This window comes from Streptomyces sp. NBC_00569, from assembly GCF_036345255.1.
Taxonomy (GTDB): domain Bacteria; phylum Actinomycetota; class Actinomycetes; order Streptomycetales; family Streptomycetaceae; genus Streptomyces.
The window spans coordinates 9,677,972-9,691,760 of record NZ_CP107783.1 but is presented as its reverse complement, the minus strand read 5'-3'; the positions used below and the strand labels follow the sequence as shown (position 1 = coordinate 9,691,760).

The window sequence follows — 13,789 nt, the reverse complement described above, 5'->3', positions numbered from 1 at the left end:
CGGAGGATTACGCCGACAGAGCTAGTCGCGGTATCGACGGGAGTCTCCTTATCGCCCCGCCGAGGCCAAGCACACCTCGGAAGAGTGGCGTCGTCGGCAACCGAATGGCAGCCCTCGCGACCACCAACCCGGCGAACACCTGCAGTCACGGCACTAGGTGGAGTCTTCAAGTCTTGCGCATTCGCAGGCGTGCTGAGCTTCTCGAACATATTCCGTTGACCAAAGGCCCTCGGCGCACGAGAGTGTCTGACCGGCGTCAACGGCATACGTGGGGGATGGTGAGCAGTGGCCGGCTCGGACATGGCCCGTGACCTGCACGTCAAGGAGAGCCCGTCAGATCCGCCGCTGTGGACGGCGGACTTCCGGCTGTTCTTCGCCGCCCGCACCACCTCTCTGCTGGGCGACGCGATGCTTCCCGTCGCCACCACGGCCGCCGTGATCCGGGCAGGTTACGGGGCGAGTGGCGTGGGCTATGCGCTCGCCGCGCTCATAGCGCCGTTCGCAGCACTGATCATCTTCGGCGGGGTGCTGTCCGACCGTTACGGCGCCCGACGGCTGATGGTCGTCTCGGACACCGCCCGGCTGTGCTTCCAGGCGGTGCTGGCGCTGCTGTTCCTGCTGGGTACGCCGCAGCTGTGGCAGATCCTGGTGCTGCTGGCCCTGGTCGGGGCGGGCAGCGCGATTTTCCAGCCCGGAGTCGCCAGCATCACCCCGCGCATAGCCCAGGACGTGCAGAAGGCGAACGCCACCCTCCGCATATCGGAGTCCATCACTGCCGTGATCGGCCCGTCGCTGGCCGGCCTGCTGCTGGCGGTCGCCTCTCCTGCGGCGGTGATCGCCCTCGATGCCTTGTCCTTCGCGGTCAGCGGTGTCTGCCTGTTCCTCCTCCGCTCGATTCCGATGGGCCCGTTCGGGCGGGACGGCGCGTCGTCGTTCCGGGCCGATCTCGTCGAGGGGTGGCGGGAGTTCCGGGCCAGGACCTGGCTGTGGAGCGTCATCGTCGTCTACATGTTCTGGCAGCTGGCCGGGGCCGGTCCCGCTATGACTCTCGGCTACAGCACGCTCGTCACGGACTACGGAGCGTCGACGTTCGGGCTGGTCATGTCGGCCCTCGGGGCGGGCAGCGTGCTGGGCGGAATCATCGCGATCAGGCTCCGCCCGCGGTATCCGCTCCGGGCCGGCGCCCTCTCCATGATCGTCTGGACGCTCATGCCGTTGGGGGTCGCTCTCGGTCTTCCCGCGCCGCTCATCGCCGGATGCTATGCGGTGAGCGGCGTGGGTATGGCGTTCTGGATCGTCATGTTCCACACCAGCGTGCAGACACATGTTCCGCAGGATGTGCTCGGCCGGGTGCACGCCTACGACGCGGCCGGCTCACTGGTGATGAAGCCGATCGGGCAGGCGGTGGCGGGGCCGCTCGCGGTCGTCGTGGGCACGGTGCCGCTGTTGGGGGTGTCCGCGGGGATGGCGCTCGTCACCTGCGTTTTGTTGTTGGCGATTCCTGCCGTGCGGGGCCTGCAGCGCGTGGAGCGCTGAGCCGCCCGATCCTCTCTCAGGGCGCGTATCGGGTCATGATCAATGAGCACCGCCGCTTCCGAGATGAATATCCCGTCGGGGGTTCTGGGCTTGCCGATCTGTGGCTGCGCCGCGTGGGCGCGGGTGACCGGAAGCGAGGCCCCAGGCAGGCGGCACGGCGCGGGGACCCCGGCTGCGCGCTCGCCGAGTCAGTGCGTCAGAGCCTGGCGAGCCGGTCGACCAGCGGCCCGGTCCCCCGCTTGGCGCCCTCCGGCAGCAGCCGCCCCGCCCGGGCCAGGGTCGCAAGCCCGTGCAGGGCCGCCCAGAACACCTCGGTGAACAAACCCCGGGCGGGCCCCGCTGCCGGCAACCTCGCCGAGGTTCTCCAACAGCGCGGCGAAGGCTGCGTTCAGCATCTCCGGGGTGTCCTCCTGTGCGTACGCCAGACCGCCGTCGAGTTGGAAGATGGCGTCGTAGACCGCCGGGTTGGATGCGGCGAAGTCGAGGTAGGCGCGGGCGAGGGCAGCGACCCGCTCGCGCGGGCCGATCGCGGCGGCGGTCGCGGCCCGCACCGCCGCGGCCAGCTCGGTGGCGCCCTGGAGGGCGACGGCGCCGATGATCTCCCGCTTGCCGCGGAAGTGGCTGTAGAGGACGGGCTGGCTGTATTCGATGCGCTCGGCGAGCCGGCGGGTGGTGACCGCGTCCCAGCCCTGCAGCTCGGCGAGTTCGCGGGCCGTCGCCACGATGAGGCGCTCGCGCTCCGCCCGCTCGCGCTCCTTGCGTTCCTGTACCGACGCGCTTCGAATCCTAGCACCGCTAGACAATGGAGCGGTAGCAGATCTAGCATTGCCTCATCACCTAGCAACGCTAGGATCCAGTGCCTAGGAGGGGTCATCATGCTCAACGCACTCGAGGTCTTCACCACCGTGGCCGTCGGCCTGATGGTCGGGGTGGAGTTCTCCGTCGCCTTCGTCATCAACCGGATCCTCGACGCACTCCCCGATGACAGCGGCCAACTCGGCCGCGCCCACGGGGGCCGGATGCTCGGCGCCGTGATGCCGGTCTGGTACATCGGCTCGCTCGTCCTCGTCGCCATCTGGGCCATCGCCGGATGGCACCACGACAGCGCCGGCCTCGTCGTCACCGCCGGCGCACTGCTGATCCTCAGCGTGATCATGTCGATCCTGCTGCTCGTCCCGATCAACAACCAGGGCAAGACATGGACCCCCGAAAACCGGCCCGCCGACTGGAAGGAGCAGATGAACCGCTGGGACCGCTACCACTACGTCCGCGTCGCCGTCATCATCGCCGCCTTCACCCTGCTGGTCACCGCCCTCACCTGAGCCCCGCGGCAGGCCGACACCGCGCGGGTCACACCCAATTTCCACTCCCTCCGGCAGCCCTTCCACTTCCGGTTCGCGGTCTGGTCCCGTTTCTCTCCGGGATGACGGCCCTGATGCCGCGCGTGCGCACGTGGGCGTGGTCGCGGCACGAGTACGCCCACGGGCCATACGCGCCGGCCGGCAGGTACTGTTCAATGAACTCCCGCTCCACCAAAGCCAGTTGCGCACGCATCATGCAAGACGAGTTACCGGATCGAAGATCAACACTCGGGGAGAATCCGCTCCCTTATCGCGACCCGGTACGCACCTTGGCGGGTGGCTGCGCGTCAAGAATCAGCAGAGTTCACAAGCAGCTGACACACGTGGGGCCCAGCGGTCACACTACTGATCAATTCAGCGGCCCCACCTGAGGAGACCGGATGCCCGCGAAGGACGACGCACCGAGCCGTCGATTCCCGACACCCAAGATGCGGCTCGCGATCGGCTCGGCAACTGCTGCCCTCGTAGTCTTCGCGGCGGGCTACGGCGTCGGCAACGCCACGGCCACCAGCGGGCACGGCAACGGCAGCCACAGCGAGAGCCGGGCCGATGTCTACCGGGACGGATATCTGGCGGGGCAGAAGATCCCGGGCGCCGACGAGACGATCACGGCGGACGCCGCCCGGGAGAAGTGCGGTGAACTCTTCTACCAAGCCCCGTACCTGGACGAATGGCAGAGTGGTTGCCTCGCAGGAGCACAGCATCTGGCACCGTATCCACCCGCGAAATGAACCACGCCCGCGTCTCGCCCGACTCCCAGCAACCAGCTCGGACCAGCCACCCGCACGAGAGCCCTGCAGCCTGCAGAACGGCCACCACGCGAACCCTCGCTGCAACAGCCACCACATCACGCTCCTCAACTGAGAGCGCAGGGCGCCGACGCAGGAAGCCTGCACCACAACAGACCGCCGCCTACAGGTTCCTGGCAAGGACGTGCGGCGTGCCGGTCAGTGATGAGTGATGAGGCACGTGGGAGGCCGAAGGGGAGTGCAGCCGCGGAAAGGCGGATGAGTTCATGACCTGTGGGTCGTAGAGTCCCGCGCATGCGTGCAGAGAGTTCCCTCGAGCCCCGAGCCCTCCTGATCAACGGCACCGTCGGTGTCGGCAAGACGTCAGTGGCCGAGGGTGTGGGTGGGCTCCTCACCGATGCCGGCGTGCCCAACGCTGTCATCGACCTCGACTGGCTGCGCCAGTCTTGGCCGGCGCCGGTGGGAGACCGCTTCAACACCGGCATGATGGTGCGAAATCTGCGCAGCGTCGCCGGCAATTTCCTCTCTGCTGGAGCGATTCGGCTGGTCCTGGCCGGCGTGATCGAGGACCTTGAGGGCCGGAAGCTGTGCAGCGATGCGATCGGGATTGAGCTCTCGGTGTGCCGGCTGCAGGTAGATCTGCCCATCAACCACCAGCGACTGAAGCGACGCCACGAGAGCGAGCCCGAAGCGTTGCGATGGCACCTGGCCAGAGCTGGTGAACTGGCCGAGATCCTCGAGCAAGCAGCAGTCGACGACTTCACCGTTGATGCCACCACGGGCTCAGTTGTCGAGCTCGCCGCCGAAGTGATCGGCAAGGCGGGTTGGTTGTGACGCGGCCTTCATGCCGGCATCGGATCGGTGGCGAGGTGCTCGGGATGGGCGGCACGGACGTAGTGGATCGCGGCGTGAGAGGTGATTTCGACAAGCTCACGGCCTGCTTCGAGGCAACCGTCGTCATCGCCGCTATCAACGACTGGCTGTGACCTGCCGGAGTTGTCGGTCCTGCATGTCATCCTGGCCCGCGATCAGGTCACCGGGACGAGGGGAAAGCAGGAGCCATGGGGGCTACTTACTACCGCGCCGAGAGCGAGAGCGGCGATCACGTCGAGGACCCCTCCGAAGACGCCCTGTTCATGCTGATCGACGACCTCAACGACTCGGACAACACCTTCGTTGTCATTCAGCCCGACGAGGACCCCGCTTGGTTCACCTCCGTCGCGGTCCTGGACGAAGGTGGCTACGAAGTCGTCCGCCGGGACAGCATCCGGGGCGACCACGAAGTCGGCACTGAGGCCGACATCGACCGGATCGCCCGCGACCTCACGATCTGGATGGCCGCCCGCTACATCCCCGGGCGGCCCACCCCACGCAACAGCAACTTCCAGAACACCACCCAGGCGCCAGTCTGACAGTCAGTGACGAACCGGGCTGCCGGGTGGCTGCGCCAGCCGATCGGTACCCACGCGTGGTGTGGGTGGTAGACACGGTGGCGTTCCTCAAGGTCGGTGCACCGGCAGGCAAGAGCGACTGGCGTCGCCGCAGAGGACGCCGGGGCGACCGCGCCGAGGCACCGGCGCAGTGGCAGCACTGCATCCTCCGGCACGCGGTGGAACACGGCGGCAGCCGCTCCCGGGGAGCGCTCTGTGTGGCGCTGTGGAGGTCAGCCCTTCCTCGTCGGCGGCTTGATCAGGTAGAGCCGGCGTGCCAGGTCCAACGCGGTCAGCAGCACACGGGCCCCATTCCAGAGGTATTCACGGCGCTGCTGCCACACCTCGCCATAACCGCTCGGGTCGGCGGCACGTGCCTGAATGACGACCTGGGACCGCTGGTCCCAGCTCGTGATCTCGTCCGCGTGGTTGCCCACGACCCAAGCCGTCCTGCCGCGGATCGCCTGGGCGATCTGCGCGGGGATCGCCTGGAACCGCGCCCCTTCGGCCAGGGCCACGACCAGCGCCTGGACGCCGCTCTCGAGCGTGTGGGTGCTCGTGTTCGGGTCATGGTGGTAGATGTCGAGCACCGCATCCCGCAGGCGGCTCCGGCTGATCGTGGTTCCGGGGAGGCCCCGGTAGGTGACGCCCCAGCCGAAGTGCTCCCTGCGGACGCCCGGGTACACGTTGCCCGGGATCATGTCCCTCGTGCGGCCGTCCACCTGCTCGGTGAACGTGTAGAAGACCCGGTGGCTCGCGTCCCTGTTCTCCACGTAGAACCCCAGCAGATAGCTGTCGGACCGGCGGAAGACTCCCCGGACCATACGGCCCGCGATGAACTCGTCCTCGGTGAACCGTCCGATGTTGATCGACTGGAAGGCGTTGGGGTCGGGGTTCTGGATCAGGTGACCGGCGCCGGGCCGTCGGACGCTCTCGTCCCCCAGCAATGCGCTGCGGACGTTCGCGACCGTGCGGGTGTACATGTCGGCGAAGTCCTCGTCCTCCGTCACTGCCCTCGGCTGCGCCCGCTCCTGGGGCTGCGGCTGGGCCCGGGCGCTCTGGTCCTGCCCGGTCCGTTCCGGGGCGCCGTAGGTGACCGCCTCCCCCACACCCAGTGTGCCCGCCAGTACCGAGACCACCACAGCCAAGCTCACCAACCGCCGCCGCACCGGCCCGCGTTCAGGCCGTTCCGCCCGTTCCACCGTTCGCGTCATCTCGTCCGTGTCTCCCATGTCAGGCCCAGAACTCGAACTCGGCCTGCAGCGTGCCCTTGGTGACCCGGCCTCCGTCGCTGTAGTAGAGGGCCTTGTATTCCGCGCCCTTCGTCAGGTTCGCGTCGATCAGGGTCGAGCCGTACGCACCGCAGTTGGCGTTGCCGCAGGCCCAGTCCCATGTGACGCGCTTGCCGTTGCTGTCCTGGATCTCGATCCAGTCCCAGCCCTTGTACGGATCCCGCCCCGAGGGCGCCACCCACGTGACGCTGACACCCGTGATGTGGGACTGGTACCAGTAGCCCCGGAACTGAGCCGGTGATACTTCACTGATCAGGTAGTCGGTGTTGATCTTGCCTGGATGCGGGTCCTCGACCTCGCTCCGGACCGTCGGCGGCTGCCAGCGCTCACGCGCCGAGTCGGCGCCCGGAGCCGCCTGCGCAGCGGCCTTCGTCGGCTCCGCCGAACCCTGCGACGCCGCGGCAGCGGTCCCCAGCGCCACCACGGACACACTCACGAGCAGCCCGGCCATGACCGCGGTCCTCCGCCGGGGCTTGTCCGCGCCGGTGGATAAGGATGAGAGCTTTCCTTCGCCTCGCGTGCGGAACAGCATGCGTACTTCACCTCGCCGGTTGTCGAAGATCAATGCGCCAGAAACGCTAGGGAGCCGCGATCAACGTTTCGTTGACGATCCATCAACGCGAGTATTCGCGAATGCAAGGCGTGAGGCCGAAAAGCGTTTGGCGCGACTGCGCGGCTGCGCGGCCGTCCAGCAGGTCACGACCGAAGCCAGAGGCGGATCGCAGCGACGGATCACGGTGCCGTGGATGATGTACTCCCGTTTGCCGAATCGGATGGCTGTACCGCGGAAGCTCTGACGCGTCAGTCATCTTCGGCGTGCCCGACCGCATGAGGACGGTCGCTCGTCGCGCACGTGTCCGTGCATTCGCGAACCGCTTCGGCGTCGCGTCCGTCGCGAAATCGCCTCAGGCGTGATGGTCCAGGCCGGGCAGTCCAGGCTCCGCTCGCGTCGATATCTGGCGCGGGTGTCTGGCGCGGGTTGTCCGCCATGACACCTATAGCGTTCATTTACATTTCATTGCAACGACCGGGGGTGAGTTCTGTTGCATTCGAGTCCAGACCATTGCAATGAAATCTCTGCAACTACCTGTGGTTATAGGGTTCTTGAGCAACAAGACCGTTGCCCGATCCTTGAATGCAACGTAGCGTTTCGCCCATCAGAAACAACGGAGCCAAGGAGCACACCATGCAGAAGTTCGACACCCCCACCCTCATCACCACCACCCTGAACATCCCCGCAGGCCGCATCCAGTTCATCGCCGCCGACCGCCCCGACACATGCGTCGAGATCCTGCCCGCCGACAAGTCCAAGAGCCGCGACGTGAAGGCCGCCGAACAGGTCACAGCCGAATACAGCGACGGCCACCTGCGCATCGAAGCGGCCACCGCGAAGAACCGCATCCTCGGCAACTCCGGATCCATCGAAGTAACCGTCCAACTGCCCACCGGCTCCCACATCCAGGCGAAAGCCGCCACCGCCGAACTCCGCGGCGTCGGACGCCTCGGCAACCTCACCTTCGAAGCCGCACAGGCCACCGTCAAGCTCGACGAGACCACAAACACCCACCTCACCCTCCAGGCCGGCGACATCCTCATCGGCCGCCTCAACGGCCCCGCACACATCAGCACCCAAAAGGGCGACCTCACCATCACCGAAGCCACCAACGGCACCGTCGAACTACGCACCGAACACGGCCACATCACCATCCACGCCGCCCGCAACACCTCCGCCACCCTCAACGCCGGCACCACCTACGGCCGCATCCACAACACCCTCCAGAACACCACAGGCACCAACGCCGCACTCACCATCCACGCCACCACCGCCCACGGCGACATCACCGCCCACAGCCTCTAACCCACCCACAACCCCCAAAGGAACACCCCTCATGAGCACTTCGCCCCCTGCACCACCGCGCAGATCACCCGTCGCTTCCACGCCCAGAACATGACCGTCGAGAAGGTGGGGCGGGAGGCGCATGCGCTCGCCGCCCCGGACGTCGACACCCCCAACCAGCTGAGCGCCGCCCACCTCGGCCAGCTGGAACTGGAAAAGTCTCGCCCCCCGAGCCCATCGCGTCGCTGCGCCCTGCCGCCCGGGTGGCCTCGGCCGCCGAACGGACTGCCGTCGGACGGCGCCGCGCCGAGGCCACCCCGGCAGCCGCAATCGCCAAGACAGCGGACGTACAGGCGGCACTGTCCTGGCATCAGCGCACTCTCGGCGAGATCAACACGACGCTAGATCCCAGGAGTTGAAGCTGGGCGGGCAGGCCGGCGGCATCTTCAGCGACGACGTGTTCACCCGAGAACGGGGATGCGCGACGATATTCGCGCCCTGCGCAGGTCGGTGAGGCAGGTGGGCCGGGTCACGCCGCTGGTGGGCACTGCGCATCGCGCTGGCTACGATCACCCACCCCGGCACGCACACCGACATCGACCGCGTCATGGAACGCACGCCGCGTACGTCACCGAACACGCCCCGCCATCGGCGGCCCGATCCGCGAGTACTACCGCGTCGGCCGCCGGGACACAGGTGACACCGACCGATGGCCTACTGAGATCGACTGGCCGATCTTCCACACCGGGCCGGCCCCGACGAGCGCGCACCGACACCCGGAACCGACCGCGACGACGGACGCCGCCGTGCAGCGGCAGACGTGCCCTCACAACATCGCCCGGAGTGTGGCCCGTTCACGGCGCGCCCGGCGGCTACGGCGGTACGGGCCGGGCGTCGGCGAGACTCTTCGCGAAGCAGGGCGCGACGAGGCATCGATCTCGGAGGCCTGGTCGAGGGGGCCGGTGATGCCTTCGATGCGCCCAGCGTCCGAGCGACAGGAGATGCCGGACGGCTTCCCTGGCTACGCCGCGGTTGTCGGCCTCGCCGTACGTGTAGATGTGACTGCGGCGGCCGGAGCCGATCGCGGGACGTCCGTCGAAGATGGCGGGCAGGCCCACGCGCTCGACCATGGCAGGCAACGGGTCGTCGGTGCGCAGCGAGAAGAGCAGGGGCGCCATCGACAGGGCCGCCGACCGGGAAGGTTCCGAGTCGCCCGGCCCCTCGATGAACAACAGCACTGGCTGCGCGCCCCGTTGGGCGTTCAGGTGCGCCCGTATTGTGATCCAACGACGCGGTACGCGCCCGTGAGCAGGCGTGCTCGGTCAAGGAGCCTTTTACGTCCACGAAGTCGAACGGACAATCAACCGGCTCAAGAACCAACGGACCGTCGCCACTCGCTACGACGAACGCGCCTCCGTCTTCCACGGCACCGTCACCACCGCCGCGATCCTGCTTTGGCTCCGGGGGTGAGCCGACCTGCTGTCTCAGTCCCCGAGGAACCACAGGTAGAGGTGCTGTCCGTCGAGAACTGTCTGGCACAAGTCCAGAAGCTCACGCGAGAACACATCGGTGACCACTCCTGGAGGCAAGCGCGATACTTCCGCCAGCAGGGTGACCACCTGGCGGCAGTTGAAAACAGTGTCCGCGCACGGCAGCAGATGCCCCAGCATCGGAAACTCCGACTGGTCGAGAGCGGCCAGCTCCGGTCCCCAGGCCACACCATGCTGAGCGCGGGCCTCCACCGTGCCGCTCTCGCCACGGACCTGCACGTTAATCATGGTCAGAGATCCTATGGACCTCATGATCCGCCGGACAGTGCCTAGCGGCGTACCGCCGAGATCAGCCCGCCCGGGCCCTCGTCGAGCTGCGGCGGGGTGGTGATCGGGCGGCCGTAGGCGGCGGCGCGGTCGCGCAGGGTGAAGGCCTCCGCGTCCCAGCCGAGGCCGGAGAGCCAGCCCACCGGGTCCTCGGGCATCTCCGAGACCCACATGGAGGCAGGCGAGCCCGGTGCGGCGTCGTCGGCGAAGCGTGCGAGCACACCGCGCGAACCCAGGGTCAGGCCCATCCGGCTGCCCGTCGCGGACAGCCCGCCGACCCGGTCGAGCAGCAGGTCCACCGCGTCCTCGGGCAGGTAGATCAGCAGTCCCTCGGCGATCCACACCGTCGGCAGCGCCGGGTCGTGCCCTGCGGCGGCCAGCGCGCCCGGCCAGTCCTCGCGGAGGTCCACCGCGACGGTGATCCGCTCGCAGCCGGGTACAGCGCCCTCCTGGCGCAGCACCGATGCCTTGAAGCCCAGCGGCTCGGCGGTGTCGACCTCGAACAGCGTGGTGGCCGCGGGCCAGCTCATCCGGAAGGCCCTGCTGTCCATTCCGGCGCCGAGCAGAACGACCTGCCGGATGCCGGCCTCGGTGGCCCGGTCCAGCAGGTCGTCCAGGAACTTCGTCCTGATGATGATCGAGGAGGCCACTCCGAGCCGGCGCCGCCGCTCCTCCTCGTTGCCGCGCTCGGGCGGCGGCGAATCCGGGCCGACTCCCCCGGCGGTGGCGAACGCGAGCGCCAGCGGATCCCGGAACAGCGCGTCCTCGCGTGCCGTCTCCCGGGCCCTTACCCGCGCCACGCCCACAGCCGTCGCCCATACACCGGACGGCTTCACCCGTCCCCGTGCCTCAGTCATACAGGCAGCCTAACTTGCACGGTGCAGCCGACTTCGCCTGGTGGCAGCTGCGGCCGACGGTGCCCGAGACGACACGACGGTTACTGTCGGGCACGTCCTGGGCGCGGCGACGACGTTCCTGCTGACGCTCCTGAGCTTCGGCCCGCCAGCCTTCGACAAGTAGCTCTGCCAGTGGCGCAACGTGGTTGAACGCTGCTTCGACCGCAGGAAGCAATGGCGCGGCATCGCCACCCAATACGGCTGGACCACCGAGTCCCATCAGGCAGCCGTCGCCCTCGCGCCGCTCCTGATGTGGGCGTGATATTCGAAGGCAACTCCTGGCCTGGGCTTCGATTCGCCCTGGTTCCCGCCCTGTTCTGCCCAGCCGGCCCGGGTATTCCAGGCGGCTCTCCGTTCTCCGCACAGCCTCGTCCAACGTCCGGTGCACGCTCTTCAAGGAGGAAAGCAGTCGCTCCGCGCCAGCATCGCCACCGTCCACGTCGGCCTGGTGCCATGGTCGGGCCGGGTCGCCACTGAAGGCGGTGGAGGCGATGACGCTGGAACACCGCATCGACGCACCCGTAGGCGCGACCGTCTCAGAGCTGCCGATCCACGTCGGCGGACGGGGGCGCCCGACAGCCACTGCCGGTCCTGGCCTGACCGCCCCGTGGGGCGCCATGCGGCCTATCGGCGATCATCACTGCGCAGTGGAGATGTGGTCATGCATCAGACCGCGAGCGTCCTGTGACGGCCTTCCTCCGGTGCGGACCAGATCTCCTCGTGATCGCGGCGTGCAGGGCCGATCCACGCAGTTGCCGCGGCGCCGACGCTCGGGGCGATGGGCTGGATCTGACCGCAGCTGGCGGAGAGGTCGGCCACACGGAGAGGAGTCAGTGCGGCCGCGGGCGGAAGCGGCGCAACCAGTCCTGGGTGTGGGTGATGTGCGCCCCCGCGGCGAGCGCGGCGGCCATGGGATCGCGTGCCGTGATCGCCGCCGCGATGGCCCGGTGGCCCTTGTCGCTGTCCCGGCGGACCTCCTCGATCGAGTAGATGTCGTAGTGGCTGCCGCGCGAGCGGAACACCTCGACCAGTGCGGCCAGCGACTCGTTCCCGCCCGCGTCGCAGATCCGCTGGTGGAAGCGGGCGTCCAGATCGCTCAGTGCGGTGTGGTCGGTCTCGCGCTCCATGGCCGCGAGCAACTCGGACAGCTCGGTGTCGAGTTCGTCAGTGGCCCGCGCTGCGGCTTGCCCGGCCGCGTGGGACTCCAGGACGCGGCGGATCTCGACGAGTTCGAGGAGGCCGTCCAGCGGGACCAGGTCCACGGTGGCGGCGAAGCCTCGCATCATCTCGGCCGGGCGCAATTGGGAGACGTAAGTGCCCGAGCCGTGCCGGGCCTGGAGCACGCCGAGCGCCTCGAGCTCGCGAACGGCCTCGCGCAGTGAGCCGCGGGAGGCTCCGAGCTGATCGCAGAGCGCGGGTTCCGCGGGCAGCTTCTGGCCGGGCATCAGCTCGCCGGAGGCGATCAGCCCCCGGAGCTGGGCCACTACGTCCTGTTTGGCAGCCATCCGCTTCCCCGTTTCTGTGCGTGGCGAGCCTATCGCCCTCAAGTCATCGTATGACTCTGCGCCATATCCGTTCCGTCGCACGTATCCATGCTGCTACTTTCCCACTGCCCAGAGAACTCATCGGACAACTTTGAGGGAGCCTCGCCATGCCTCAGGCCGACCTCCGTCCCCTCGCGCCGGATCCGGTGCTCCGGCCGGACGGCCTCCCAGCGCTGGAGGACTGGTCACTCGACCCATCCGTACGCCACCTCAACCACGGATCCTTCGGCGCGGTGCCGTCGGCGACCGGGGCCTGGCAGCAGGCGCTGCGCGAGGAGGCCGAGCGCGATCCGGTCGCGTGGTTCCGCCACCTGCCGGCACGTGTGGCGCAGGCCCGGTGCGCCATCGCCGACTGGCTGCACGCACCGCAGGAGGCGACGGCGCTGGTCCCCAACGCGAGTGCGGGCGTCACGACCGTCCTGTCCTCGCTGCCGCTGCGCACGGGTGAACGCATCCTGGTCACCGACCACGCCTACGGCGCCGTCGACATGGCGGTGCGGCGGCATGCGGCGCGGGCCGGCGCTCAAGTCGACACCGTGCACATCCCGCTGGCCGCGGACGCCGAGCAGAGCGCGGCACTGATGCGCGCGGCAATGGACGCACACGACCGTACGGCCCTGGTCGTGGTGGACCACATCACCTCCGCCACGGCCCGGCTGATGCCGGTTCAGCAGATCGCCGCGGACTGCCGCGAGCGCGGCATCCCTCTGCTGGTCGACGGCGCGCACGCACCCGGCATGCTCGCCGAGCCGCTGCGCGGCCTCCAGGGCACGTACTGGGTCGGGAACCTGCACAAATGGCCCTGCGCCCCGCGCGGTACCGCAGCTCTGGTCGCTCAGCCGTCCGATCCTGCCGACCGACAGCGGCTGCACCCGCCGGTCGACTCCTGGGGCGCCCCGGACGACTACCCGCAGCGCTTCGACCAGCAAGGCACACTGGACCTCACCGCCTGGCTGGCCACCCCGCAAGCGCTGGACCTCATCGAGGACCGCTACGGCTGGGACGCGGCCCGGACCCATGTCTCCACTCTGGCCGACTACGCCCAGCAGTACATCGCCGAGCGCTGGGGCCTCCGCCTCGACGGACTTCCCCCCGAACCAGCTCCCGCCATGCGGCTGGTCCCGCTCCCCGACGGCATCGCCGCCGACCAGGCCGCCGCACACGCGCTGCAGCACACCATCGCCGACCGTCACGCCTGCGCCACGTCCGTCACCACCTGGCGCGGCCGCGGGTTCCTCCGCCTGTCGGCCCACCTGTACAACACCCCCGCCGACTACCAGGACTTCGCCGACCGCTGCGACGTGCTGCACCCCTGACGCCCCCCGAC

General features: G+C 68.5%; 14 protein-coding genes and 2 pseudogenes. 9 read left to right on the top strand and 7 right to left on the bottom strand.

Features of this window, described 5'->3' with window-relative positions:
* Positions 1-300: 300 nt before the first annotated feature.
* Positions 301-1,536 (top strand): MFS transporter, encoded by a 1,236-nt coding sequence (locus OHO83_RS43770; protein WP_323187173.1) that lies wholly within the window; start codon positions 301-303, stop codon positions 1,534-1,536.
* A 196-nt stretch (positions 1,537-1,732) separates the two neighbouring features.
* Here the strand turns inward: OHO83_RS43770 and OHO83_RS43765 are convergent.
* A pseudogene (locus tag OHO83_RS43765) lies at positions 1,733-2,321 on the bottom strand (TetR/AcrR family transcriptional regulator).
* A 90-nt stretch (positions 2,322-2,411) separates the two neighbouring features.
* Here OHO83_RS43765 and OHO83_RS43760 point away from each other — a divergent pair.
* The 4 genes from OHO83_RS43760 to OHO83_RS43745 all read left to right on the top strand — a co-directional run bounded on the left by OHO83_RS43760 (position 2,412) and on the right by OHO83_RS43745 (position 5,058).
* Positions 2,412-2,858, top strand: coding sequence for a DUF1772 domain-containing protein (locus tag OHO83_RS43760; RefSeq protein ID WP_266680971.1), 447 nt, complete (start codon positions 2,412-2,414; stop codon positions 2,856-2,858).
* A gap of 419 nt (positions 2,859-3,277) precedes the next feature.
* On the top strand, positions 3,278-3,628 hold the full coding sequence (locus OHO83_RS43755) for a hypothetical protein (protein WP_266680969.1): 351 nt from the start codon (positions 3,278-3,280) through the stop codon (positions 3,626-3,628).
* 312 nt (positions 3,629-3,940) lie between these two features.
* On the top strand, positions 3,941-4,480 hold the full coding sequence (locus tag OHO83_RS43750) for a hypothetical protein (RefSeq protein WP_266680967.1): 540 nt from the start codon (positions 3,941-3,943) through the stop codon (positions 4,478-4,480).
* A gap of 227 nt (positions 4,481-4,707) precedes the next feature.
* Entirely contained in the window at positions 4,708-5,058 is a 351-nt protein-coding gene (locus OHO83_RS43745; RefSeq protein WP_266680965.1) for a hypothetical protein, read from the top strand.
* 251 nt (positions 5,059-5,309) lie between these two features.
* On the opposite strand, the gene OHO83_RS43740 is transcribed toward OHO83_RS43745, so the two are convergent.
* Both OHO83_RS43740 and OHO83_RS43735 read right to left on the bottom strand, forming a co-directional pair.
* A complete protein-coding gene (locus OHO83_RS43740) occupies positions 5,310-6,215 on the bottom strand; it encodes a ribosome-inactivating family protein (protein ID WP_266680963.1) in 906 nt (301 codons plus the stop codon).
* Positions 6,216-6,309: 94 nt separating this feature from the next.
* Positions 6,310-6,819: a hypothetical protein gene (locus tag OHO83_RS43735; protein WP_266680961.1), complete on the bottom strand. Its 510-nt coding sequence runs from the start codon at positions 6,817-6,819 to the stop codon at positions 6,310-6,312.
* Between the two features lie 735 nt (positions 6,820-7,554).
* Between OHO83_RS43735 and OHO83_RS43730 the strand changes: the two genes are divergently transcribed.
* Complete coding sequence (locus tag OHO83_RS43730) at positions 7,555-8,226, top strand: DUF4097 family beta strand repeat-containing protein (RefSeq protein ID WP_266680959.1); 672 nt, start codon at positions 7,555-7,557, stop codon at positions 8,224-8,226.
* A gap of 851 nt (positions 8,227-9,077) precedes the next feature.
* On the opposite strand, the gene OHO83_RS43725 is transcribed toward OHO83_RS43730, so the two are convergent.
* Positions 9,078-9,443 carry a hypothetical protein gene (locus OHO83_RS43725; protein ID WP_266680957.1) on the bottom strand — a complete coding sequence of 122 codons (366 nt, stop codon included), beginning with the start codon at positions 9,441-9,443 and terminating at the stop codon, positions 9,078-9,080.
* A gap of 103 nt (positions 9,444-9,546) precedes the next feature.
* Between OHO83_RS43725 and OHO83_RS43720 the strand changes: the two are divergent.
* Positions 9,547-9,675: pseudogene (locus OHO83_RS43720) on the top strand (IS5/IS1182 family transposase); the annotation flags it as partial.
* 14 nt (positions 9,676-9,689) lie between these two features.
* On the opposite strand, the gene OHO83_RS43715 reads toward OHO83_RS43720, so the two are convergent.
* Both OHO83_RS43715 and OHO83_RS43710 read right to left on the bottom strand, forming a co-directional pair.
* Positions 9,690-9,983 (bottom strand): hypothetical protein, encoded by a 294-nt coding sequence (locus OHO83_RS43715; RefSeq protein WP_266680955.1) that lies wholly within the window; start codon positions 9,981-9,983, stop codon positions 9,690-9,692.
* 41 nt (positions 9,984-10,024) lie between these two features.
* Positions 10,025-10,879, bottom strand: coding sequence for a class I SAM-dependent methyltransferase (locus OHO83_RS43710; protein ID WP_266680953.1), 855 nt, complete (start codon positions 10,877-10,879; stop codon positions 10,025-10,027).
* Between the two features lie 40 nt (positions 10,880-10,919).
* Here OHO83_RS43710 and OHO83_RS43705 point away from each other — a divergent pair, with 40 nt between their 5' ends.
* Positions 10,920-11,042 (top strand): hypothetical protein, encoded by a 123-nt coding sequence (locus tag OHO83_RS43705; protein WP_329438151.1) that lies wholly within the window; start codon positions 10,920-10,922, stop codon positions 11,040-11,042.
* A gap of 706 nt (positions 11,043-11,748) precedes the next feature.
* Here OHO83_RS43705 and OHO83_RS43695 read toward each other — a convergent pair.
* The gene (locus tag OHO83_RS43695; protein WP_266680951.1) at positions 11,749-12,423 is read right to left on the bottom strand and encodes a FadR/GntR family transcriptional regulator; all 675 of its coding nucleotides are present in this window, start codon (positions 12,421-12,423) and stop codon (positions 11,749-11,751) included.
* Between the two features lie 146 nt (positions 12,424-12,569).
* Between OHO83_RS43695 and OHO83_RS43690 the strand changes: the two genes are divergently transcribed.
* The gene (locus tag OHO83_RS43690; RefSeq protein WP_266680949.1) at positions 12,570-13,778 is read left to right on the top strand and encodes an aminotransferase class V-fold PLP-dependent enzyme; all 1,209 of its coding nucleotides are present in this window, start codon (positions 12,570-12,572) and stop codon (positions 13,776-13,778) included.
* Positions 13,779-13,789 lie beyond the last annotated feature (11 nt).